17 protein-coding genes are annotated in these 22,536 nt (G+C 67.6%); 6 read left to right on the top strand and 11 right to left on the bottom strand.

Annotated features, from left to right (window positions below):
- Positions 1 to 2 precede the first annotated feature (2 nt).
- The 7 genes from AC5P9F_RS08445 to AC5P9F_RS08415 form a co-directional block, all read right to left on the bottom strand.
- On the bottom strand, positions 3 to 1,352 hold the full coding sequence (locus AC5P9F_RS08445; protein WP_005413742.1) for a TadA family conjugal transfer-associated ATPase: 1,350 nt from the start codon (positions 1,350 to 1,352) through the stop codon (positions 3 to 5).
- Complete coding sequence (locus tag AC5P9F_RS08440; RefSeq protein WP_024958095.1) at positions 1,337 to 2,593, bottom strand: CpaE/TadZ family protein; 1,257 nt, start codon at positions 2,591 to 2,593, stop codon at positions 1,337 to 1,339. The genes AC5P9F_RS08445 and AC5P9F_RS08440 overlap by 16 nt, the downstream gene beginning before the upstream one ends.
- Before the next feature lie 27 nt (positions 2,594 to 2,620).
- Positions 2,621 to 3,976 (bottom strand): type II and III secretion system protein family protein, encoded by a 1,356-nt coding sequence (locus AC5P9F_RS08435; RefSeq protein ID WP_049469784.1) that lies wholly within the window; start codon positions 3,974 to 3,976, stop codon positions 2,621 to 2,623.
- Positions 3,977 to 3,994: 18 nt separating this feature from the next.
- On the bottom strand, positions 3,995 to 5,032 hold the full coding sequence (gene cpaB, locus AC5P9F_RS08430; protein WP_100438611.1) for a Flp pilus assembly protein CpaB: 1,038 nt from the start codon (positions 5,030 to 5,032) through the stop codon (positions 3,995 to 3,997).
- A 23-nt stretch (positions 5,033 to 5,055) separates the two neighbouring features.
- Positions 5,056 to 5,532, bottom strand: a complete 477-nt coding sequence (locus tag AC5P9F_RS08425; protein ID WP_005413739.1) for a TadE/TadG family type IV pilus assembly protein — start codon at positions 5,530 to 5,532, stop codon at positions 5,056 to 5,058.
- Positions 5,529 to 6,074, bottom strand: coding sequence for an A24 family peptidase (locus AC5P9F_RS08420; protein WP_099484276.1), 546 nt, complete (start codon positions 6,072 to 6,074; stop codon positions 5,529 to 5,531). The genes AC5P9F_RS08425 and AC5P9F_RS08420 overlap by 4 nt, the downstream gene beginning before the upstream one ends.
- Positions 6,075 to 6,163: 89 nt before the next feature.
- Positions 6,164 to 6,364, bottom strand: a complete 201-nt coding sequence (locus AC5P9F_RS08415) for a Flp family type IVb pilin (RefSeq protein WP_005409991.1) — start codon at positions 6,362 to 6,364, stop codon at positions 6,164 to 6,166.
- A 694-nt stretch (positions 6,365 to 7,058) separates the two neighbouring features.
- Here AC5P9F_RS08415 and AC5P9F_RS08410 point away from each other — a divergent pair.
- The 4 genes from AC5P9F_RS08410 to AC5P9F_RS08395 all read left to right on the top strand — a co-directional run bounded on the left by AC5P9F_RS08410 (position 7,059) and on the right by AC5P9F_RS08395 (position 14,959).
- A complete protein-coding gene (locus AC5P9F_RS08410) occupies positions 7,059 to 8,039 on the top strand; it encodes an AraC family transcriptional regulator (protein WP_005409990.1) in 981 nt (326 codons plus the stop codon).
- A 235-nt stretch (positions 8,040 to 8,274) separates the two neighbouring features.
- Positions 8,275 to 13,647, top strand: coding sequence for an ESPR-type extended signal peptide-containing protein (locus tag AC5P9F_RS08405; protein ID WP_308678789.1), 5,373 nt, complete (start codon positions 8,275 to 8,277; stop codon positions 13,645 to 13,647).
- Positions 13,648 to 13,710: 63 nt separating this feature from the next.
- Entirely contained in the window at positions 13,711 to 14,547 is an 837-nt protein-coding gene (locus AC5P9F_RS08400; RefSeq protein ID WP_005413735.1) for an OmpA family protein, read from the top strand.
- Positions 14,548 to 14,668: 121 nt separating this feature from the next.
- Positions 14,669 to 14,959, top strand: a complete 291-nt coding sequence (locus tag AC5P9F_RS08395; RefSeq protein ID WP_019659952.1) for a DUF6959 family protein — start codon at positions 14,669 to 14,671, stop codon at positions 14,957 to 14,959.
- Positions 14,960 to 15,039: 80 nt separating this feature from the next.
- Here the strand turns inward: AC5P9F_RS08395 and AC5P9F_RS08390 are convergent, their stop codons facing one another.
- A complete protein-coding gene (locus tag AC5P9F_RS08390; protein ID WP_164173259.1) occupies positions 15,040 to 15,867 on the bottom strand; it encodes a class I SAM-dependent methyltransferase in 828 nt (275 codons plus the stop codon).
- Positions 15,868 to 15,930: 63 nt separating this feature from the next.
- On the opposite strand from AC5P9F_RS08390, the gene AC5P9F_RS08385 reads away from it, so the two are divergent.
- On the top strand, positions 15,931 to 16,338 hold the full coding sequence (locus AC5P9F_RS08385; protein ID WP_005413733.1) for a MerR family transcriptional regulator: 408 nt from the start codon (positions 15,931 to 15,933) through the stop codon (positions 16,336 to 16,338).
- Positions 16,339 to 16,409: 71 nt separating this feature from the next.
- Here AC5P9F_RS08385 and AC5P9F_RS08380 read toward each other — a convergent pair whose 3' ends face one another.
- From AC5P9F_RS08380 to AC5P9F_RS08370, 3 genes are all read right to left on the bottom strand, one after another.
- Positions 16,410 to 17,126, bottom strand: coding sequence for an MgtC/SapB family protein (locus AC5P9F_RS08380; RefSeq protein WP_049397746.1), 717 nt, complete (start codon positions 17,124 to 17,126; stop codon positions 16,410 to 16,412).
- A gap of 128 nt (positions 17,127 to 17,254) precedes the next feature.
- On the bottom strand, positions 17,255 to 19,027 hold the full coding sequence (locus tag AC5P9F_RS08375; protein WP_050557892.1) for a chloride channel protein: 1,773 nt from the start codon (positions 19,025 to 19,027) through the stop codon (positions 17,255 to 17,257).
- Positions 19,028 to 19,089: 62 nt separating this feature from the next.
- Positions 19,090 to 21,171 (bottom strand): TonB-dependent receptor family protein, encoded by a 2,082-nt coding sequence (locus AC5P9F_RS08370; RefSeq protein ID WP_005413731.1) that lies wholly within the window; start codon positions 21,169 to 21,171, stop codon positions 19,090 to 19,092.
- 131 nt (positions 21,172 to 21,302) lie between these two features.
- Here AC5P9F_RS08370 and AC5P9F_RS08365 point away from each other — a divergent pair, with 131 nt between their 5' ends.
- Positions 21,303 to 22,223 (top strand): M14 family metallopeptidase, encoded by a 921-nt coding sequence (locus AC5P9F_RS08365; RefSeq protein ID WP_005413729.1) that lies wholly within the window; start codon positions 21,303 to 21,305, stop codon positions 22,221 to 22,223.
- Positions 22,224 to 22,536 lie beyond the last annotated feature (313 nt).

Below are 22,536 nucleotides of genomic sequence, written 5' to 3'. Positions count from 1 at the left end.
GCTCAGAAGTCTCCGTACAACGATTCGCGCAACTGCTGCCGGAACGGCTCCAGCTTGTGCGAATGCGGGTGGAAGCCCAGTCCGATCCAGCGATCGATTTCCTTGCCGTTGCCATCGATCTGCAGTTCGTGACGGAACATTTCCTGGGTCGTGATCAGGTTGTCACTGACACCGGTGATCTCCGTGATCGAGACCAGCACGCGCCGGCCGCTGCCCAGCCGCGAGATCTGCACGATGAAGTCGATGGCGCTGGCGATCTGCCGGCGCAGGCTGTCCTCGCTGCCCTGGAACCCGGCGAACCCGGCCAGCATCTCGATGCGGTACAGGCAGTCGCGCGGAGAGTTGGCATGGATGGTCGCCATCGAGCCGTCATGGCCGGTGTTCATCGCCTGCAGCATTTCCAGTACTTCGGCGCCGCGCACCTCGCCGACCACGATACGGTCCGGGCGCATGCGCAGGCTGTTGCGGACCAGGTCGCGGATGCTCACCGCGCCATGGCCTTCGGCGCCACCGATGCGGCTTTCCAGGCGGACCACGTGCGGGTGGTTGAGTGACAGTTCGGCGGTGTCCTCGACGGTGATCACGCGTTCGTTCGGCGGCACGTAGCTGGCCAGTGCGTTCAGCAGTGAAGTCTTGCCGGAACTGGTGCCGCCGGACACCAGGATGTTGCAGCGGCCCAGCACCATGGCCTTCAGCAGCGCCTGCATCGGCGCATCGAAGGTGCCCTTGGCCAGCAGCTCGTCCGGGGTGAACGGATCCTTGCGGAACTTGCGGATGGAGACCATCGGCCCATCCACTGCCAGCGGCGAGATGATCGCGTTGAGGCGGCCGCCGTTGGGCAGGCGCGCATCGACCATCGGGTTGGAGTCGTCCAGTCGGCGGCCCAGCGGCGCGAGGATGCGGCGAAGGATGCGCAGCAGGTGGGTGTCGTCGGTGAAACGCTGGGTGGCGCGCTTGAGCTGTCCTCCCTGCGAGACATGCACATCCTTGAAGCCGTTGATCAGGATGTCCTCGATCGTCGGGTCGTGCAGGAGGTCGTCGAGCGGGCCGAAGCCGGTCAGCTCCTTGACCAGGCCTTCGGCCACCACCTGCATCTCCTCCTCGTTGATCGGGATGCGCCATTCCTGGATGAAGCCCACCGTCTGCACCTGCACCCAGCGGGCGATGGTGTCAGGGGCCCAGGAATCGATGTCGATGCGCTCGTCCTCGATGCTGTTGAGCAGGTGCTCATGGGCGGCCGACAGCACCTTCTGGTACTGCTCGGTCTGCGCGAACGGCAGGTGGGCCGGGGCGCTGTCGGGCAGCACCGGGCGGGTGGCGGCATGTGGGAACGGGGTTACCTTGTCTTCCATTGCGATCCACCCAGGGCAAGGGAGAGTCTTTCCCGCAGGCCATGGGCCTGGACCGGGCAGGCAGCCGGATCCAGGCGCGACACAAGCGGGGCGAGGGCACGCAGGTAGGGGTCGCGCGGTGCGTCCTGCAGCAGCAGATGTCCCTGGCTGGCCGCCAGGCGCACGCGCGGGCGTTCGGGCAGCGTGGCCAGCAGTGGCACTTCGAATCGGCGTGCGATCTGGTCGGGACTCATGCCGCTGCTGTCGTCGTGGCGGTTGATCACCAGCTGCAGGCGCTTCTCCCGTTCGCGCTGGCCGGCCAAGTGCTTCAAGGCCTGGTCGAGCGATACCAGCGTGGCGATCGAGGCGTCCGTGACCAGCCAGATCTCGTCGGCCTGGTCCAGCAACAGCGGCGGTAGCTGCCGCAGCGGGCAGCCACCGGCATCGCACAGCACGCTGGCGAATACGTGGCGCAGGCGCTGCAGCAGCGCAGCCGGATCGGATGGCGGCACCGCATCGCTGCCGCTGGCGCGGTCCAGCAGCACCAGGCCGGTGTCATGGCGAGCCATCGCAGTGCGGGCGAGGGTGGCGTCGATGCGGCTGGCGTTGCGCAGCGCGTCTTCGTAATGGAAGCGGCTGTCCAGGTTGAGGTACAGCGCGAGGTCACCCGAAGGCTGGGCCAGCTCCATCAGCAGGCCGTCCTGCTGCAGTGCCTCGCCCTGCGCCAGCGCACGGGTCTGCTGTGCCAGCACCGAAAGATGCGCGGCCAGCGTACTGGTGCCCACTCCGGCGCGCACGCCCAGCAGTACGATCAGGCGCGCCTTGTGCGCGTGCTGCGCGGCGGCAGCCGGTCGTGGCGACAGGGCGCGGCGCAGCGCGGCCTCGATGCCGACGTTGTCGCTGTCCAGGTCCAGCACATCGCGCAGGCCCGCCCGCAATGCGATGACGATGCCTTCTACCTGGCCGGTACTGGTGGCACCGACGGCAACCAATGCAAGATCCGGTTCGGTCTGTTGCAGTTGCTGCGCCAGTACGCTGGAGGCGGCGGCATGTTCAGGGCGGAAATCCAGCAGCACAAGGCTCTGCGGCCCGCGTTGCAGGTCCAGAGCGGAGGTCGGCGTGCTGCTGTCCTGCCAGTGCAGGGTAGTGGTCGGCGGCAGTTTGGCCGCCAGCCGGGGCAGCAGTTCGCGATCCATTCCGTACAGGACCAGATTCATCGGCGGTCCTTGCGGATGCAGCGGCTGGGCAGTGGCGTAGGGCATGGGCGTGGTATCGCAGGCATCATGGAATCAGCGTGAGAAGCCGGGTACCGGGTCCTGGCTGATGGGACCCAGCAGCCAGGCGCCCCATTCGGGCATGTGCGGCTTGGCCTCGCGTTCGCCAGGCAACGGCAGCTCGGTGTTGCGCGCCAGCGGCTGCACCAGCCGCGGCGTGACGATGATCACCAGCTCCTTGTCCTGGCGCTTGTAGTCGAAGTTGCGGAAGAACGAGCCGATGATCGGCAGGTCGCCCAGCAGCGGGATCTTGCCGACGTTGGAGACGACATTGGAGCTGACCAGGCCGCCGATCACGAAGCTCTCGCCATCGCCCAGTTCGACCGTGGTGTCGGCACGGCGCGTGGTGATCGAGGGAATCTGCACGCCATTGAGGGCAATGGCGTTGCTGTAGTCCAGATCACTGGCTTCCGGTGCGACCTTCAGCGCGATGCGGTTGGGGGCCAGTACCGTTGGTGTCACCGTCAGGCCGATGCCAAACGGTTTATAGGTGATGGTGGTGGTGCCCAGGCCCTGCGGCTCCAGGATCGGCAGTTCGCCGCCAGCCAGGAAGCTGGCGCTCTGGCCGGATAATGCGACCAGGGTAGGTTCGGCCAGCACGCGCGCCATGCCGTTGCTCTGCAACAGGTCGACATCGGCGTTCCACAGGCCCTTGGTCGAGCCGAACACCAGCCGGAACGCCGAAGAGATGGGCGACTCGGCCTCGTTGCCGGAGTTGCCTTCCTTCATGCCCGGCAGGATGCCGGTGTTGCCCGGCAACTGGCCGCCCGGGCGGGCGAAGCCGTAGGCGAAGCTGCCATTGCGGTTCTGGAAGCTGATGCCGATCTGCTTCAACGCGGTCTTGTTGAATTCGACCACCTTGACCTCGACCTGCACCACGCCGCCGCTGCTGACCGTCGACGCGTCGGCAAGCAGCCCGTCCTTGCCCAGCGCCATGGCCGCGGTCTTCTGTTCCTGCATGTGCGAGAGCAGGCTATCGGTGCTTCCCTGCAGCAGGCCCTGGTTGTCCTGCTGGGTGAACACCAGCCCGTTGGAGCCTGCGTCTGCCGCGCCCTGCACGGCACTCTGCACCCGCACCTGCAGGCGTTGCGGCTCGGCCTGCTTGCGGTGCCACAGCAGGAGGGTCGTCGTACCCGGCGCTTTTCCGACCAGCAGGGCCTGCCGCTGCCCACGCAGCATCACGATATCGGCGACGCCTGGGTCGGCGATGGCGACCCGTTCCAGATCGGCCGGAAGCGTCCACGGGCGCTGCTCACGCGCCTGCAACACGAGATCGTCTGCGGCCACGCTTGTTGCCGGAGCCAGCAGCACCAGCAGCAGGGCCAGCCAGCGCTGGCGGGGGGAGGGGCGTGGGCGGCGGCGTTCGGTCATGGATGCGCTCGATGCAGGTCAAAGGGAACCGCGGGGGGCGGAGCTGTCGCCACGGATGATCTCGATGCCCGACGCACGCGGTGCGCTGCGTCGAGCCGCCGGCGCATGCACCGGGGGCTGCGGGTTGCTGCGGGCTGCGCTGTTGCCGCGGCCGGCCAGGGCATCACCATCGATGCCGGCGAAGGCGTGGTTCTCCGGCCGCTGCAGTGCGAGCTGCTGTTCGGCATCGAGGCCACGCACGGGATCGATCACGCCACGCGCCTGTGGGAACAGTGCAAGGTCGGGTTGCCCCGTATCGGCCGGGTTGCGCAGGGCAAGGAACAGCTTTCCCTGCTGCGCACCCAGCAGCAGCCGGTTGGCATCGGCCACCGGCACTGCCAGTACCGCACTGCGTGCCGGCTGGGTGGCCTCGTTGCCCGAGCCATGGTTGTTGCCATTGCCGGTGATGTCGGCGGCGCGGGGATCGTTGCGGGTATCACCTTCGTTGCCGGCGACGGCATCGCCGGTGACCGGAGCGATGTCCTGTTGACCGTAGCTGAGCACGCGTAGCCGCGACAGCAGCAGGCGAGTCTGCGCGGCCTCTGCCGGACCGCTGGCGTTGGGCTGGGCATTGCGCAGGTTGAGGAAGACATCGACGAAATCACCCGGCAGGATGCGGTTTCCGGCGCCGACCAGTTCGTCCACCGGGACGGCCAGCGCGCGTTCGCCGGGGCGCAGCTGCAGCGAGAATCCCTGTGCCAGGGCGCCGCTGCTGATGGCGGTGCCCTCGGCGATGTCCTGCACCGGTACCTTGCCAACCACGGCCGAGATGCTGGTGGCAGCACCGGCTACCGCCGTGGTCCGCTGCGCAAGGCGCACCCCATTGGCAGAGATCGGTTCGCCGGCCGGCAGTCGTGCCACCGCCTCTACCACGGTGATCGCCTGGACTTCGCTCTGCGCGACCGGGGCAACCGTGGCCGGCGCGGCCTGCTTGCGCCCGATCATCAAGGCGATCACCGCCAGCAGCACGGCCAGCCCGATCAGGGCGACGGCAGCGATGCGGGTCAACTTGAGCATGGAACCGTCTCCTGTGCCGATGGTCAGTTGCCGCTGCCGAGGTCGAGCTGGGCGACCGCGACACTACGGATGGGGGCCTGCATCACCCACTTGTAAAGCGTGGCGGTGCCCGGCAGGAAGGGATGGCTGGCGTAGTCGTAGCTGACGGTCACCGTCATGCACTGCGCAGTGGCCAGGCCGGCGCAGGGTGCCTGCGCGGAGACAACGATTGCGTTGCTGCCGCCATTGCTGCAGTCGACACCCTGTCCAGAGAATTTCAACAGCCACTGCATCGAACTGCGGGCTGCTACGCAGGCTGCGGTACGCCGTTCATTGGCGCTGCCATAGCGCAACGAAGCGCGAGCGCCCTCGGCCGAGGCCGTCGCCAATGTCTGTTGCGCGGCCATGATCATCACGCCGGAGAACGTGAACAGCAGCAGTGGCAGCAGGCCCAGCATGAGCATCAGGGCAAATTCGATGCTGGCTACACCGCGTTGACGCCGTGGATTGCGGATGTTCATGCCACACCTCCATAGACGCTTGCCAGGACCCAGCCGATGCCGGTGATGGCCAGGTAGGCTGCGTAGGGAATGCCATGTCGTCCCTGGCGCGCGGCCTGCATGTCGCGCAGGGCGGGGTGCGATTGCCATTGGCTGCTGGCGCGGTTGACCTGCATCTGAAGGCCTGTGGGCAGCATCACGCCCAGGCGGCGGCCAACAATGATCACTGCCGCGTGCAGGCCGGCCGCGAGACTGGCCACCATCCAGATCGGCAGCAGGGCTTTCCAGCCCAGCATCAGCCCCAATACCGCGAAGAACTTGACGTCACCGGCGCCCATCCAGCGGATGGCATAGAACGGCAGCAGGGCCACCAGGCCGAGCGCCGCGCCCGCTGCGTGGGCAAGCCACGGCTGGCGCGGCGTGCTGAACTGCCCCGCGATGATCAATGCGACGGCAATGATGGACGCAGACAACAGCCAGGCATTGGGCACCCGGCGGGCATACAGATCGCTGATCGCGATCCGCAGGCATACGCCGATGGACAATAGTCCCAGCAACGTCATCGCACACTCCGTCGTCCGTCATTGGACAGTCTGCAGTTGCCACCGGGCACATCCCAGCACCGCTGCAGGGATGTGCGATGCACGCAGGCTCAGCCGCCGGTCGCAGGTGCCGACCCGGAGGCCTTGGTGGCGAGTTCGGAGAGGTTCTTGAACAGCGTCTCGAAGAACCCCTTGATCTCCTTGTTGCCGACCGCGATCAGGATGCCGGCGATGACGGCGGCCAGCAGCCCGTACTCGAGCGCGGTGACGCCATCTTCTTCCTTCAGGAACTTGCGGATGGATGCGTTCATGGCCTTGTCTCCCTCTACTTGTTGTCTGCAGATGCAGGACACCTGTTGGGCGGTGGCCCGGCTCCGCCGGGATCGTCCGTGGGCCCCGCACATCCTGGCGGGGTGGCATGACGGGAATGACCCGCCGTGCTCATTCCTGGTGATCTGCCCCGGGGGAAATGCCGGCCGCAACGTCGCAACCACGCGGCGATGCGCCGGTGGTCGAACTGTTCTGCGATACGGTCGTGGTCATACGCTCCCCCAGGTGTGGTCGTTTTTGAAGCGACCGGATCACCGTGTCGTCGACTTTGCCTGAATGGCGGTTGGCTGCAACTGGAACCTATATGCAAATTCGGCAGAAACGCGGCAGCCCTTAAACTTTCAGGTTGTTTCTGTGACGCGTATCCGTTCGCTGGCAAAACGATTCATCGAGGTGCAGATATTGTGATGGCGCAAATGGTGCATGCGAATATCGTGCCACTGGCGACGACATTTTCTTCATCTCTGTATCTATTTTCTTCAATGCGGAGTTCGGGTTTACCTTCGATGATTATCGGGCATACTCGCTCTCACGTTGCTGCTTTCAACCGGGTTGGTCGCGCGGCACCGGCCGAGGCCATCCCGGCAATGGCGAAGGTTCCTGGAGGAATGGTGTGGCCCTGTCAGGCAGTGGGGGCCGCAGCGAGTTGCGGATCAACGGGGGGACGACACTGTCATGGTCGATGGTGGGGTAGAAGACAGCGACGACAGCGGGCTGCGATCGATCGATCTGGCGACGCTGGGCGGCGTACTTCGCGTGTGCGATGTCGAACTGCTGCTGCTCGATGGCAACGGGCCGCGGGCGGCCTTCGCTTCGCGCGTGCATGAGGAAGCCCTGTTCTGCAGCATCAGTTGCGGTTTCCACTGCCGTGGCCGCTTCATGCTGCCACCCGACTGGGCGATGCTGGGGTATCTGCACGCCACCGATGAAACACTGAGCTGGTGCCACGGGGTGCCGCTTGCACCGGGGATGGCGCTGACGGTGATGCCCGAAGGCATCAGCGAGTTTACGCTCAGCCCTGGTACGCACATGACCCTGATGCTGGTGCCGGTCGCACGGGTGCAACGCAAGTTGACCGAACTCAGCCTGCGCAGCACACCGCCCGCGGGCCAGGCACTTTCACTGTTCAATCTGGCGAACGATTCGGCGCCACTCGCCCATCATTATCAGCAGCTGCATCTTCAGCTCGGCCAGGGCGCTGGCCTGCAGCCGCAGGAAACCGAACGATTGCTGCACGAGCACGTGCAGGCCCTGCTCGGCGCAGGCGCCGCCGATCGGCCCGGTTGCAGCCGCGCACGGCGCACGCATTATCTGATCGCGCAGCGGGCGGAGAACTTCATGCGGCTCAACCTGCGCCGCAATATCTACATGAACGAGATATGCGACGCGGCGGGTGTCAGCGAACGCGGCCTGCGCTATGCCTTCGAGGATCTGTTCGGAACTTCGCCCAACCGTTATCTGTCGATGCTGCGCCTGTGCGCTGCCTGCCGCAGCCTGTCCATGGCCGATTCCAGCCGCCGTTCGGTGAAGGCGATCGCCCTCAGCTGTGGCCTATGGGACCTCTCCCGCTTTGCCGACAACTACCGCAAGGTTTTCGGCGAGCTGCCGCGCGATACGCTGATGCGCGCTCCCGCGCAGATCGGCCAGCCGGCCTGAATCAAGCGCCGCAAGGGTTTCGGGATGGTTTCTGCCGGAATTGCCCATGCGCTTGCCGATATCGTTGCCGCTTCTGCATAGCCCGCTGCCGATTCCGGCCGTGGATTTGCCGGAATGCGCGATTGCCGTGCCGGAATGAAGTGCGCAGCCACCGTTGCAAACGCTGAAATGTCAGTCACCTGCCTAACGGCAAGTCCACTGACATTCAAGTTGTTCGCCTACGGGGGAAGTGCTCATGAATCGCATCTACCGGCGTGTATGGAACCGCCAGCTCAATGCTCTGGTTGTGGCCTCGGAACTGGCCACCGGCGACAGCGGCGGCAGTGCCGCGCGGGATCCGCGCGCCTTCCTGCTGATGCCCACCACGCTCGCCCTGGCCCTGCTGTGCGTGATGGCCAGTGGCCACGCAGGAGCATCCGAATCCAATCAGTCGCTGCGTGATCTGCAGGCTCTTGCAGCCAAGTACACCCAGCCAATGCCAGTCAAGGTCGATGCCGAGGTAGCCCTCGCGGCTGCCGCAAGCCAGGCCCAGAGCAGCCCGGCGATCAGCGCGGATGCGCGTGTCGGCCTGCAGTTGAGCACCGCGTCGCTGCCGGTGGTGCGTGACGTGCTGCCGGCCTCCGTGCAGGTCAAGCTGGCCGCGAACACGGCGCCGAAGCAGGTCGCCGTGCCAAGGCTTGCCGCTGATGTCCGAGCGAATGCCAACATCGGTCTTGGCGGCGCGCAGGTGGCATCAATCGATACCGGTGCAAAGGCGGCCGCCGGCATCAGCGGCGCGTCGGCGGGCGCACTGCGGGGTCTGAAGGCGTCTGTGGATGGGGCGCTGGATTCGAAGCTGAAGGTGGCAGGCCACCAGATCGACGCCCAGGGCCAGGTAAAGGCGACGGCGGCGATCACGCTGCCCGCCAAGGAGGAACTGCCGGGAGAAACCCACGATCGCGCGATCACCGCAGCATTCGATGCTGGTGCTGCCGGCAAGGTGCGCGTGCAGGCGCCGAATGGCCAGGAAGTGGTTGCCGATCGCAATCTGAAACTGGCCGGCCAGGCAACGGTTGCGGCGCAGAACAGCGCGCTGGGTGTCGGTGGGCTGGTGGGTAGTGCGGTCGGCGCCGCAGGCAATGCAGTCGGTGGTGCGCTCAACGGCACCGTCGGTACGGTCGGCAGCGCGGTCGGTGGTGCCCTCAATGGCACGGTGGGCAGCGTGGGCGGCGCCGTAGGCGGCACGCTCAACAACACTGTAGGCGCCGTGGGTGGCGCACTGAATGGCACCGTAGGCAGCGTCGGTGGTACGGTCGGTGGTGCCCTGAATGGCACGGTTGGCAGCGTGGGCGGCGCCGTAGGCGGCACACTGAACGGCACCGTAGGCACCGTCGGTGGTGCGGTCGGCGGCGCCCTCAACGGCACGGTCGGCAGCGTGGGCGGCGCCGGAGGCGGCACACTCAACAACACTGTAGGCGCCGTAGGCGGCGCACTGAACGGCGCCGTAGGCACCGTCGGTGGTGCGGTCGGCGGCGCCCTCAATGGCACGGTCGGCAGCGTGGGCGGCGCCGTAGGCGGCACGCTCAACAACACTGTAGGCGCCGTGGGTGGCGCGCTGAATGGCACCGTAGGCAGCGTCGGCGGTGCCGTGGGCGGCACGCTCAACAACACTGTAGGCGCGGTGGGTGGCGCACTGAATGGCACCGTAGGCACCGTCGGTGGTGCGGTCGGCGGAGCCCTGAATGGCACGGTCGGCAGCGTCGGCGGTGCCGTGGGCGGCACACTCAACAACACTGTAGGCGCCGTAGGCGGCGCACTGAACGGCGCCGTAGGCAGCGTCGGTGGTGCGGTCGGCGGAGCCCTCAATGGCACGGTCGGCAGCGTGGGTGGCGCAGTCGGCGGCACGGTTGGCAGTGTCGGCACTGCGGTCGGCGGCACGCTCAACAACACCGTCGGTTCCGTCGGCGGTCTGCTCAATGGCGCCACCGGCTCCGGCACTGGCCTGGGTGGCCTGCTGGGCAACACGCTCGGCAACGTCGGCAGTGCCGTGGGCAACCTGCTCAACGGCAACCTCAATGGCACCCTCGGCAATCTGGGCAGCGCGGTCGGCGGCCTGGTCGGCGGCACGCTCGGTGGCCTCGGCCTGACCAAGCCCTCGGCGATCCCGCCCACCAGCCCGAAGGCGCCGGCTCCGGCCGATCCGAACGCGGGCCTGATCATCGGCACCGGCGGCCTGGTCGGCAATGTGGGGCAGCTGATCGGCCCGACCACCACCAGCCTGTTCGGTGGCGATGGCTACCTGAGCAACGGCAACCTCAAGCTCAGCAATGCCAACGTGATGCAGACCTACTCGACGGTCAATGTGCTGGGCCTGCCGGTGGTCAACCTGTCGCCGGTCGGCAGCACCCTCAACGGGCTGGGCGGTGCCGCTACCGGTGGCAGCTCGCACCTGACCCTGATCGGTGGCGTCACCTCCGACAGCTACATCTACAACATCAACAACGGCAATCCGGGTGGCCTGCTGGGCTTGCTGCTGCCGAAGGACTCGCCGGCGTGGGCCGCCAAGTGCCTGGACGTCGCCCTGGCTGACATCTCGTGCTGGGCCGTGAACGCCGCGCAGGACTACCAGGTGCTGATGGGCGATGGCGCCTTCGCCAACGGTTCGAAGGAAGTGGTGATCGGTGCCAATGCACGGCACGAATTGCCGAAGGTCGATGCCAACGTCGCCTTCCCGGGTGATGGGGTCAACGACCCGAGCAATCCGACCGGTGTGCCGACCGCCGACTACGCTGCGCGCATGGGCCATTCGGTGATCGTCGGCGACAGTGCCGTCGGTACCGCAAACGGGCAGACCCTGCTCGGTGCTGAAGCCACCTCCAACCAGGCCAACTCGGTCGCACTGGGCTACCGCTCGGCCGCACTGCGCGGCGCGCAGGCCAGCTACAGTGCTTACGGCCTGACTGCTCCGCAGGTTTCGGCGGGCGAAGTGTCGGTGGGCACCGCCGGTGGTGGCGAGCGCCAGATCACCAACGTGGCTGCCGGTAGCGTCAACACCGATGCGGTCAACGTAGCCCAGCTGAGGGGCGCGATCAGCCTGATCAACGGCGTGGCCGATGCCGCCGTCACCTACGACCTGGATGCTGGCGGCAATCCGAACTACCGTCGTGTCACGCTTGGCGCGGGCACCGGCACCACCACCATCGGCAACCTGGCCGGCGGTGCGGTCACTGCCGGCAGCCTGGAAGCGGTCAATGGCGGCCAGCTGGCGGCGACCAATGCTGCCATCGCCAGCTTCTTCGGCGGCCGCGCGGCCTTCGATCCGGCCAGCGGCGCGTTCACTGCACCGCTGTTCGAGATCAGCACCATCTCCACCGGCGGCGCCATCGCCAAGGGCCTGTATGAGAACGCCACCGATGCTTTCGCCGCGGTCGACGGCTCGCTGGTCAATCTCAACACGCAGATCACCGATATCCGCAACGGTGGCACCAAGTACCTGCGGGTGAACTCGACCGGTACCGAGGCGCTGGCCACTGGCGCCGACTCGATCGCGGTCGGTACCAACGCCCGCGCCACCGCCGCCAACAGTATCGCGGTGGGTGCCGGCAGCCTGGCCGACCGTGCCAACAGCGTGTCCATCGGTGCGGCCGGTGCCGAACGCCAGGTCACCAACATGGCCGCCGGTACCGCCGCGACCGATGCGGTCAACCTGGGCCAGCTGCAGGCGTCGGAGCAGGGTGCCCTGCGCTATGACCTCAACGGCGACGGCAGCGTCAACTACGCCAGTGCCACGCTGGGCCAGAGCGGCACCGCCACCACGCTGCGCAACCTGGGCCCGGGCCAGGTCAGTGCCACCAGCAGCGAGGCCATCAACGGTGCCCAGCTGTTTGCGGCCAACCAGGCCGTTGCCACCCACCTCGGTGGTGGCGCGGCGGTCAACGCGAGCGGCGTACTGACCGCACCGACCTATTCGATCAACAACGTGGCCGCCAACGGCACGATTACCAAGGGCAACTACAACGACGTCGGTACCGCCTTCGACGCGGTCAGCAATTCGCTGGCCAACGTTGCCGACCAGACCGGCGAGATCGACAAGCTGGCCGTGAAGTACGATGTCGACGCCAGCGGCAACGTGCTCAACAGCGTGACGCTGACGGGCACCGGCACCGGCGCGGTGAAGATCACCAACGTCGCCGCCGGCAGCATCCTGGCCGGCAGCAGCGATGCCATCACCGGCGACCAGCTGTTCAGCACGAACAGCACCATTGCCAGCTACTTCGGTGGCACCACCGCCTACAACGGCACCACCAACGTGTGGACCGCGCCGAAGTTCAGCATCTCCAGCATCGCCACCGATGGCACTTTCACCAGCGGCGACTACAACAATGTCACCGCCGCCTTCACTGCGGTGGACGGCTCGCTGAAGGTCCTCAACCAGCGCATCACCAACGGCGGCGGTGGCAGTGCCTACCTGGCGGTGAACTCGACGGCAGCGGCCGCAACGGCGGCCGGGGCGGAGGCGGTGGCGGTCGGCCCGCAGGCCCGTGCGGCCGGTGCCAACAGCGTGGCGGTCGGCAACGGCGCCAGCGCCAGTGCCGGCAACAGCGTGGCACTGGGTGCAGGTTCGGTGGCCAGCGTCGGTGCGCAGAGCGGCTACACCGGTGCCTATGGCCAGACCGGTGCCAGCAACTCGGCCGGTGAGGTCTCGGTCGGCAGTACTGGCAGTGAGCGCAAGATCACCCATGTCGCCGACGGTTCCGATACGTACGACGCAACCAATGTCGGCCAGCTGAAGAACGGCGTGAACTACGCCATCGACGAATCGAAGAAGTACACCGACCAGAAGATCCAGAACATCACCAACGTGGCCGGCAGCTTCCGCGCCAACAACACCAACAACCTGGCCGACCCGTCCGCCAGCGGTGCCAACTCGGCCGCCGGTGGTGCAGGCTCAACCGCAGCCGGCGCCAACTCGACCGCGCTGGGCAATGGTTCGCAGGCGCAGGCCGACAACTCGGTGGCGCTGGGTGCGGGTTCGGTGGCGAACCGGGCCAACACGGTCTCGGTGGGTGCCGCTGGTGCCGAACGCCAGGTGGTCAACGTGGCCGACGGTTCGCAGGCCACCGATGCGGTCAACGTACGCCAGCTGCAGGCCTCGCAGCAGGGCACGATCCGCTACGACACCACGGTGAACGGTGCGACCAACTACAACAGCGTCACCCTGGGCAGCACCAGCAGCGGCCCGACCACGGTGCGCAACGTCGCCGCCGGCACCGCCGGTACCGACGCGGTCAACGTGGACCAGCTGAAGTCGGGCATGGCGCAGACCCTGGATTGGTCGAAGGCGTACACCGACGAGCGCATGGGCGGCTTCGAGCGCGACCTGCGCAAGACCGACAACCGCGCCTCGGCCGGTATCGCGTCGGCGATGGCCACCGCAGCGCTGCCGCAGCCCAGCGAAGCGGGCCGCAGCATGGCCTCGGTCGCCGCTGGCAGCTACAACGGCGAGTCGGGCGTGGCGATCGGTATCTCCGGTGTCTCTGAAGGTGGTCGCTGGATCTACAAGTTCAGCGGCTCCACCAACAGCCGTGGCGAGGCCGGTGTGGCCGTCGGTGCCGGCATCCAGTGGTGATCCCCGCGGCCGGGCCGCACGCGCGGCCCGGCACCGCGGAAACGTCCAAAGGGGGGGAATGACATGAAACAGCATCGCATCGCCCACACCGGCCAGATGGCCGCAGTGCTGGGCCTGGTCCTGGGGATGGGCCTGCTGGCCGCCTGCCGCAGCCATGCGCCGGCCGCCGACCGTCCTGCCGACACCACCGCCGTGCAGTTCCCGGAGGCGTCGAAGGCTTCGTTGAAGGAGGGCATCTATCCCGACGTCGCCGACCTGCGCAGATTCGCGCCGGGCATGAGCAAGCGGCAGCTGTATACCTTGCTGGGCACGCCGCACTTCAACGAAGGCATGTGGGGCGTGCGCGAGTGGAACTACCTGTTCAACTTCCGCACCGCGCAGGGCGCGGAGTATTTCACCTGCCAGTTCCAGGTGCGCTTCGACAGCAAGGGCATCGCCCAGGGGGGCTACTGGAAGCCGGAATCGTGCGCGGCGGTGATCGAACCGCCACGGCCACCGGCGCCGCCTGCACCGGCACCGCTGCCGGAGCAACCCCTGCGGCTGTCGGCCGACGCGCTGTTCGGATTCGACAGCGCGGTACTCAGCGCCGAAGGCCAGCAGGCGGTGCAGGGCATCCTGGCGCAGGTGCGCGAGGCCGCGCAGGTGCAGTCGATCCGGGTGACCGGGTACACCGACCGTATCGGCAGTGCCAGCTACAACCAGACCCTGTCGCAGCGACGTGCCGAGGCCGTACGCAGCGCGCTGGTGCAGGGCGGGGTGCCTGCGGCCAGCATCAGCGCCGAAGGGCGGGGCGCAGCCGAGTCGATCGTGCAGTGCGAGCAGCGCAATCGGCGCGAGCTGATCGCCTGCCTGGCGCCGAACCGTCGCGTGCAGATCGCCGGAATCGCCAAGCCGCGCTGAGAGTCCCGCCCCGGGGCCATGCCCCGGTATCCCGAGTCCCCCCTGACCGTCGGCAGGACGTGGTTACGTCTCCCCCGTTGACCACGCCTGCCGGCGGCTCAGGTTTTCCATGGTGCACGCGATGAACGCTCAATTCCTGCCTCTTTCCATGAAGACGGAAACCACACTCAGCGTGTACGGCCAGCTCGGCAACCATGCCGTGGTACGCATTCCCGGGCGGCGCCTGCCGGGGCTGATCCTGCAGGCCGATACCGTGGCCGGGTTCCTGGCCCAGCTGCAGGAGGCCCAGGCCTGCCTGCGCAGTGGCCGCGCACAGCGTACCGACGCCGAGCTGGACATGCTGATCGACGTGCTGCAGCAGTGGTATGCGCTGATCGAATCGCGCCTGGCCGACGCGGGCGAGGCGCTGTAGGGAAAAAGGGGACGGAGGGGATTAAGTCGTTTCCGGCACACTCGGGGCAAGAGCGACTTAATCCCCTCCGTCCCCTTTTCCTAGGCGCGGGCGCGGACCAGCCAGCAGGCGGCATCCACGCGTACGCGGTCGCCCTCGATGAACGGGGTGAATGCCGCTACCGCCTTGTTCCGGAGCGAGGTGGCCCGGTCTTCGGGCAGATTGCGCAGCGCCAGGCCCAACGGGCCCAGCTGGCCGACATAGGTCGGCAGGTCTTCGCGGGCGAGCGAGCAGGGCAGGTCGACCGCAACAACCTCCACGTCATTCCAGCCGGCGGCCTGCAGCAGGTGCTGCACGCGCTCGCCATCGGCAAAGGCGAACTGGCCCGGTGCGCCGGGCGCGCGGGGCGGAAGATCCAGTGCATCGCCGATGGCGCGTTCGGCCGTTGTCATGAACGGGTTCTCCGCTGCGCTGCGCCAGGCGATGAAACGCAGGCCGGCACCTGGCCGCGCGGCACGGTGCAGGTTGGCGAAGGCGGCCTCGGTATCTTCGAAGAACATCACGCCCAACCGAGATTGGATCCAGTCGAAGTGCGCGGTGGGCAACGGATGCTGCTGTGCGTCGGCGACGATGAAGTCTGCGCCCAGTCCTGCTGCCTCGGCGCGTTGACGGGCCAGCGCCAGCATCGGCGCGGAGATGTCCAGGCCGGTGCAGTGCGCCGACGGGCGTGCGGCGGCTGAGGCCAGCAGGCTGGCACCGGTCCCGCAGCCTACATCCAGCAGTTGCGTGACGGTGTCGGGCAGTTCGTCGACCAGCAGGTCGGCCAGGGGTTGGAACAGGCCGTCGAGGATGGCCTGCTGCGCAACCCAGATCTGACCGCCGGGGCCGTTCCACAGCGCGCTCTGATCAACGGGGGATGTACTGGTCATGGTCTTGCCTTGCGGGGAAGTCGCCCATAGGTTGGCGCTTGAAGGTCACTTGAGGTCAAGCCCGTGCGTGAACTGGATATCGGCGAGGTGGTCAAGCGCAGTGGCGTGCCGGCCTCGACCCTGCGCTACTACGAACAGCTTGGGCTGCTGCAGGCACTGGGCCGTCGCGGCCTGCGCCGGCAGTACGACGAGCGCGTGCTGGAACGGCTGGCGCTGATCGGTCTTGGCCAGGCGGCCGGGTTGTCGCTGCAGCAGATCGGGTTGTCGCTGCCGCCGCAGGATGGATGTATCTCGCTGGACCGTGAGGCGCTGCTGGCACAGGCCGATGTGCTCCAGCGGCAGATCACCCAGCTGCAGCGGGTGCGCCGGCACCTGCAGCGCGCGGCGGCCTGCCCGGAAGCGCAGGACGCGCGGCAGTGCGGTTCATTCCGCAAGCTGCTGCGCGCACAGCAGCGCATGGCGGGTGGGTGAGAGAAGCATCCACGCATGGCGTGGATCTACTTCACCACGACCTCGGTAGATCCACGCCATGCGTGGATGAATCAATCGCGGGTGCTGACTTCCCAAGTGGCGTGCAGCACGCCCGGCACGTGTTCCATCCGCGCCAGCACCACATCCAGCTCATCGGCACTCACGGCGGTACTGACCAGTATCGCGATCACATCGGTGGGTGCATCGGCATGCTCGACCACCTGCACGTCGCCGACCGGATACTGCGCAGCCTCCAGCGCATCGACGAGGCGCTCGCGCACGCGCGGCACGGCTTCGGCATCCACGCTCAGGCGCACTTCGTAGGTCGCTTCGGTGGCGGCCTCGTTGATCGGGATGCGGTTGATCGCATTCACCAGCGGCCGCAGCAGGGTGTTGCCGGCGATGATCAGCACGGTCAGCAGCACGCCTTCGGCCAGCATGTCCGCGCCGGTGCAGCTGCCCACCGCCGCCGAGCACCACAGGGTGGCTGCGGTGTTCAGACCGCGCACGTTCATGCCTTCCTTCATGATCACGCCGGCACCGAGGAAGCCGACGCCGGAGACCACGTAGGAGATCACCCGCACCGCCTCGGCGCTGCCGGCGATGCGCATGCCCAGGTCGACGAAGGCGGCGGCGCCGACGGCGACCAGCACGTTGGTGCGCAGGCCGGCGGTGCGTTGCCGGTACTGGCGCTCGGCGCCGATCAGCGTGCCCAGCACGAAGGCGGCCAGCAGGCTCACCACGGTGTCGGCGAAGGGACCGGCCTGGAAGGTCTCAATGAAGCGCATGGCCGGAGTCTACCCGGTCATGGTGACAGTAGATCCACGCCATGCGTGGATTTCCAGCGGTCCACGCCACGCGTGGTTAGTCAGCGTGCCAGAAACGACTTCATCCCCTCCGTCCCCTTTTTGCGCGATCAGTCGGTGTCCTCGACGCGCTCGCCCATCAGTTCGCGCTGGCGCTTGTCCAGTTCCTCGGCGTAGCGCTTGCGTACGAAGGCTTCGGAAACCACGCCCAGCACCTGGCCGTCGGCGGCGACCACGGCCAGTTCGTCGGCCTGGGTCTGGTCGAAGCGCTGCATCACGCTGACCACGTCCGCCGCTGGCGACAGCGACACATCACGGTTCTCGGCCAGCTCGCCAATCGTGGTTTCCGGCTTCACGCCGTCGCCGTAGACGCGCGGAATCTGCACGATGCCGGCGTAGTGGCCCTCGCTGTCGATCAGGATCACCCGGCTGCCCGAACCCAGCGGGAAGCGCTGGCGGAACGCGGCGGCATCGAGATCGGCCGGCGCGGTCGCCACGCCCTTGCGCATCAGCCGGCCGGCGTTGAGGTTCTGCACCCAGCCCACGTCGCGGGCGCTCTTGATGGTCTCGCCGCGCAGGTGCATGCGCCAGGTCGAGAACGAGTAGCCGAACCACTGCCGTACCAGCGTGCTGGACACCAGCACCGCGCTCATCACCACGCTGGTCAGCAGGAAGTCGTGGGTGCCTTCCAGCACCAGCATGGCCATGGTCATCGGCGCGCCGACCACCGCCGCGGCCAGCGCTGCCATGCCGGCCAGTGCGGCGGAGGTGGCGTCGATCACCGGCACGCCGGTGGCCATGGCCAGCAGGCCGGCGAACAACGCGCCGACCAGGGTGCCCATGAACAGCGAGGCGAAAAACAGGCCGCCACGGAAGCCGAAGCCCAGCGAGATGCCTGAGGCCAGGCACTTCAGGGTCAGCAGGCCGCCGATCCAGATCAGTGGCAGGTGCGTGGTCAGGTCCAGGTGCAGGGCGCCGTGGCCGGACGACAGCACCTGCGGGCTGGCCAGGGCCAGCGGAATCAGCAGCAGGCCGCCCACCACCGGGCGACCCCACAGCGGCAACGGGCTGCGCTTGACCGTGCCCTCGATCGAGGCGATCAGGCGCATGACGGCGATGCCGACCATCGCGCAGCAGCAGCCGAGCAGGCCGTAGATGGCGTAGTCGGCGGCGCGGACATCAATCGTCGAGGCGGCGGGCAGCAGGTAGGCCTCGATCCCCGCCTGGTCGGCCACGAACGCGCCGGCCAACGCGGCCACGGCCACCGGCGCCAGAGCGGCCGGGGTGTAGGCGCCGATGACGATCTCGAAGGCGTAGAACGCACCGGCCAAGGGCGCACCGAAGGCGGCGGCGATGGCACCGGCGGCACCGGCGCCGACCAGGATACGCACATCGTTGCGGCGCAGGCGCATCACCCGGCCCAGCTGGGAACCGCTGCCGGCGCCCATCTGCGTATACGAAGCCTCCAGCCCGACCGAGGCGCCGCAGCCATTGGACAGCAGGGTCTGGGTCAGCACGATCAGGTTGTCGCGCATCGACATGCGGCCGCCATGCAGGGCATTGGCTTCCACCGCATCGAGCAGGGGGCGCTTGAGCCGGGTCGCGGCCAGGCTGACCAGGCCGACCAGCAGGCCGCCCAGTGGCAGCACCAGCAGCGCGGTCCAGGTCAGCGAGGGCAGGGAGCTCAGGCGCATGCCTTCGTCCAGCCCATACAGCGTGCCCTGCAACCAGCGCGCGATGCCCGACTGCAGCAGGGTCAGGTAGCCGGCGATCAGGCCGACCAGCAGCGCGAGTGCGATGAACCACAGATCACTGCCACGCAGTCGCAGGCGCAGGCCCTGGAAGGCCAGATGCAGGCGCGATGGCAAAGCAGACGGTGACATGGTGGCGGCATGATACGCCGCCACCGTGATCGCCACCGTCACTGCATCGGGCGATTACCGCTTCAGAAGCGGTAGTGGCCCTGCACGTAGAAGGTACGCGGCGCGGCCACCATGCGGCCGGCGTTGCCATCGACATTGCGGGTGTACCAGCGCTTGTCGGCCAGGTTGTTCACGCCCAGTGCGATCTCGCTGTCACCCAGTCCCGGCACCTGCCAGGCCACCTGCGCGTTCCACAGGCGAACACCCGGCACGCGGCCCACGCGCGCATCGGCGCTCTCGGCCCAGGTGTTGGCGGCGTCGGCGTACTGGCCGCTCTGGTGGGTGCTGGAGACATTGAAGGTCCAGCCGGCCAGTGCGTAGCGGGCGCCGACGCTGTCGGTGTCGCGCGCGTAGAAGGGCACGTCCAGGCCACGGTTGTCGCCGGACTGCTGGATCGCCTTGGTCCAGGTGTAGTTGGCGTACAGCTCCAGCCCGGCCAGCGCGCTGTCCTCGGCGAAGCGGTATTCCAGTGCGCTCTCCACACCCTTGTGATCGGTGGCGCCGATGTTCTGGAAAGTCGGCGGAGTGATCCCCGGCACCTGCAGGATCTGGTTGTCGAAGCGCATCTTGAACACGGTTACTTCCGCGCGCAGTGCACCGTCCTGCCAGCGCGCACCGAGTTCGGTGGTCTTTGCAACTTCCGGGTTCAGCGGATTGCTGGCGGTCTGCGAATTCAGCTGGATGTTCTGCACCGGCCCGAACGAGGTGGTGTAGTTGCCGAACACGGTCAGCTGCGGGGTCAGCAGGTAGGCGATGTTGAGCGAGGGCAGGGCCTTGTCGTTGCGGCTGCTGAAGGTCGCCGTGCCACCGGCCTGGCGGCGGTCCATGTCGATCCATTCCATGCGCACGCCCGGGGTGATCCGCCACTGGCCGATCGCAATGCGGTCGTCGATGTAGAACGCGTGGGCGTCGGTGGCGTTGTCGAAGCGGTTGGTGGCGCTGGCCACGCCGGTGCGGCGGGTGACGGTGTAGCTGCGGTCGTTGCCACGTTCGCGCAGGAAGCGGTAGCCGGCGGTGATGTCGTGCACGCTGGCGCCCCAGTGCAGGCGTTGGGTGTAGCGCGGCTCGATGCCGAGCACGCGGTAGTCACGCGGCTGCACGGTCAGCTGGGTGTTGGCGGCGTTGATCAGCGAGCTGGCGCGGCTGCTTTCGTTGTAATAGGCCAGCACCTCGAACTCGCTGTTGGCCGACAGCGTGTTGGTGTAGCCCAGGTCGATGCCGGTGCGGTGGCCCTTCCAGAAATCGGTGGGGCGGGTGTTCTGGAACGGATCGGCCTGGTACTGGGCGCGGGTCAGGCCGCCCGGGGTCAGCGAACGCACATCGTAGTAGGACAGTTTGGCGCGCAGTTCCTGCTGTTCGTCGATGGCATAGGCGAACTTCAGCGCGAGGTCGTTGAAGCGGTCATCGCTGCCCTGGCGCCAGCCGCGCCCGTCCTGGCCCGAGTAGAGCAGCGCCGCGCCCAGACCGTTGCCGCCGGTGCCGCCGAGGAAGGCGTTGTACTGGGTGCTGTCACCGCCGCCATGGTCGTAGGCGGTGTAGCGCACACCCGCTTCGCCGTGCAGGCCCGCGCCGGTCGGAATGGCGCGGGTGCTGAAGTTGATGATGCCGCCCACGTTCTGTGGGCCGTAGCGCACCGCGCCGCCGCCGCGCACCACGTCGATCGATTCGATGTTGGACAGGCTGGTCGGTGCGAACGACAGCTGTGGCTGGCCATACGGCGCCACCGCCAGCGGCACGCCGTCCAGCAGTACGGTCGAGCGTGGCGAGTAGCGCCCGGTCAGGCCGCGCACGCCGATGTTCAGCGAGACCGAGCTGCCGGCCGTGCCGGAGTTGTCGGTGACCTGCACGCCGGGGATGCGGCGCATGGCATCGCCGATGCTGGCTGCGCCACTGGCCTCGATGCGCTGGCGGTCGACCACCGTGCGTGCGCCGGCGAAGCTCTTCACGCTGTCATGCAGGCCGGTGCCCAGCCAGCTGCCGGAAACCTGGATGCTGTCCAGCGTGGTGGCGCCGTCCTGGGCGAAGGCACGGGTGGCCGGGAGCAGGCACAGGGCGAGGGCGGCAGCCAGGGGCAGGCGGGCCGGTTGCAGGGCGTGGATGGGCATCGGTGCGGGTTGCGGAAGGTCGTAAATGAGAATTATTGCGGATTCCATTCGCTATGGGAATGCGCCTCCGGTTCATGCCGATGCCCCGGTGGTAGAGTGGGCGATTGCTTCCTGACCCGCTGACATCCGCCATGTCCCAAGCTGCTTTCTACCCCGTCGGAACGCCTGGCCAGCCGTGGGGAGCGGCGGAGCGGGAGGCGTGGCGTGGCCGCCAGCAGCGCCTGCGTCGCTATGACGAAGAGGTGCTGCCGCGCATCGAGGCGTTGGCTTCGCGCTTTGACAAGGTGGCCTACGGCCAGCTCGACTACGCGGGCGAGACCTACACCTTGTTCGCCCTGCGCAGCCGCGACTGGAACCCGGCGCTGCCGGCTGTCCTGGTCACCGGTGGCGTGCACGGCTATGAGACCAGCGGCGTGATGGGCGCGCTGGAGTTCCTCGAAAAGCACGCCGCCGACTATGCCGGCAAGGCCAACCTGCTGGTGACGCCGTGCGTGAATCCGTGGGGCTTCGAGCGCATCAACCGCTGGAACTTCGATGCGATCGACCCGAACCGCAACTTCCGCGCCGACGGCCCGGCCCGCGAATCGACCGCCGTCATCGAACTGATCGCGCCGTACAAGGGTCAGTTCGTGCTCCACATCGACCTGCACGAAACCACAGACAGCGACGAGAGCGAGTTCCGCCCGGCGCTGGCCGCGCGTGACGGCAAGCCGTTCGAGCCGGGCCTGATTCCCGATGGGTTCTACCTGGTGGACGACAGCGAGAACCCACAACCGGCCTTCCAGCAGGCCGTCATCGCCGCGGTGGAGAAGGTCACCCACATCGCGCCGGCCGACGACAAGGGCGAGATCATCGGTTCGCCGGTGGTGGCCCATGGCGTGATCGAGTACCCGCTGGTGAAGCTGGGCCTGTGCGCCGGCATTACCGGCGCGAAGTACACCACCACCACCGAGGTCTACCCGGACAGCCCGCGGGCAACCCCGCAGCAGTGCAACGACGCGCAGGTGGCGGCGGTGTGCTCGGCGCTGGACTACGCGCTCGCCCATCGTTGATCGGCAGTGCCGGCCGCTGGTCGGCAACCACGGGACACTGGGATTGCCGGCCAGCGGCCGGCACTACCTCATCCAAGCGCGTCGGCCCACCACAGTGCGGCCGGTCCCGGCGGGGTGTCGCGACGCCACAGCAGTGCAACGACGCGCAGGTGGCAGCGGTGTGCTCGGCGCTGGACTACGCGCTCGCCCATCGTTGATCGGTAGTGCCGGCCGCTGGCCGGCAACCACGGGACACTGGGATTGCCGGCCAGCGGCCGGCACTACCTCATCCAAGCGCGTCGGCCCACCACAGTGCGGCCGGTCCCGGCGGGGT

Source organism: Stenotrophomonas sp. YJH_SMC_4 (assembly GCF_059371575.1).
This window is presented reverse-complemented; position numbering and strand designations above follow the sequence as displayed.

Bases quoted from the DNA above. Each gene is read 5' to 3' on its own strand.
- cpaB (WP_100438611.1), bottom strand. From the start codon at position 5,032: ATGCTCAAGTTGACCCGCATCGCTGCCGTCGCCCTGATCGGGCTGGCC.
- AC5P9F_RS08390 (WP_164173259.1), bottom strand. From the start codon at position 15,867: ATGACCAGTACATCCCCCGTTGATCAGAGCGCGCTGTGGAACGGCCCC.
- AC5P9F_RS08370 (WP_005413731.1), bottom strand. From the start codon at position 21,171: ATGCCCATCCACGCCCTGCAACCGGCCCGCCTGCCCCTGGCTGCCGCC.
- AC5P9F_RS08415 (WP_005409991.1), bottom strand. From the start codon at position 6,364: ATGAACGCATCCATCCGCAAGTTCCTGAAGGAAGAAGATGGCGTCACC.
- AC5P9F_RS08365 (WP_005413729.1), top strand. From the start codon at position 21,303: ATGTCCCAAGCTGCTTTCTACCCCGTCGGAACGCCTGGCCAGCCGTGG.
- AC5P9F_RS08410 (WP_005409990.1), top strand. From the start codon at position 7,059: ATGGTCGATGGTGGGGTAGAAGACAGCGACGACAGCGGGCTGCGATCG.
- AC5P9F_RS08425 (WP_005413739.1), bottom strand. From the start codon at position 5,532: ATGAACATCCGCAATCCACGGCGTCAACGCGGTGTAGCCAGCATCGAA.
- AC5P9F_RS08420 (WP_099484276.1), bottom strand. From the start codon at position 6,074: ATGACGTTGCTGGGACTATTGTCCATCGGCGTATGCCTGCGGATCGCG.
- AC5P9F_RS08435 (WP_049469784.1), bottom strand. From the start codon at position 3,976: ATGACCGAACGCCGCCGCCCACGCCCCTCCCCCCGCCAGCGCTGGCTG.
- AC5P9F_RS08440 (WP_024958095.1), bottom strand. From the start codon at position 2,593: ATGCCCTACGCCACTGCCCAGCCGCTGCATCCGCAAGGACCGCCGATG.
- AC5P9F_RS08380 (WP_049397746.1), bottom strand. From the start codon at position 17,126: ATGCGCTTCATTGAGACCTTCCAGGCCGGTCCCTTCGCCGACACCGTG.
- AC5P9F_RS08375 (WP_050557892.1), bottom strand. From the start codon at position 19,027: ATGTCACCGTCTGCTTTGCCATCGCGCCTGCATCTGGCCTTCCAGGGC.
- AC5P9F_RS08395 (WP_019659952.1), top strand. From the start codon at position 14,669: ATGAACGCTCAATTCCTGCCTCTTTCCATGAAGACGGAAACCACACTC.
- AC5P9F_RS08400 (WP_005413735.1), top strand. From the start codon at position 13,711: ATGAAACAGCATCGCATCGCCCACACCGGCCAGATGGCCGCAGTGCTG.
- AC5P9F_RS08405 (WP_308678789.1), top strand. From the start codon at position 8,275: ATGAATCGCATCTACCGGCGTGTATGGAACCGCCAGCTCAATGCTCTG.
- AC5P9F_RS08445 (WP_005413742.1), bottom strand. From the start codon at position 1,352: ATGGAAGACAAGGTAACCCCGTTCCCACATGCCGCCACCCGCCCGGTG.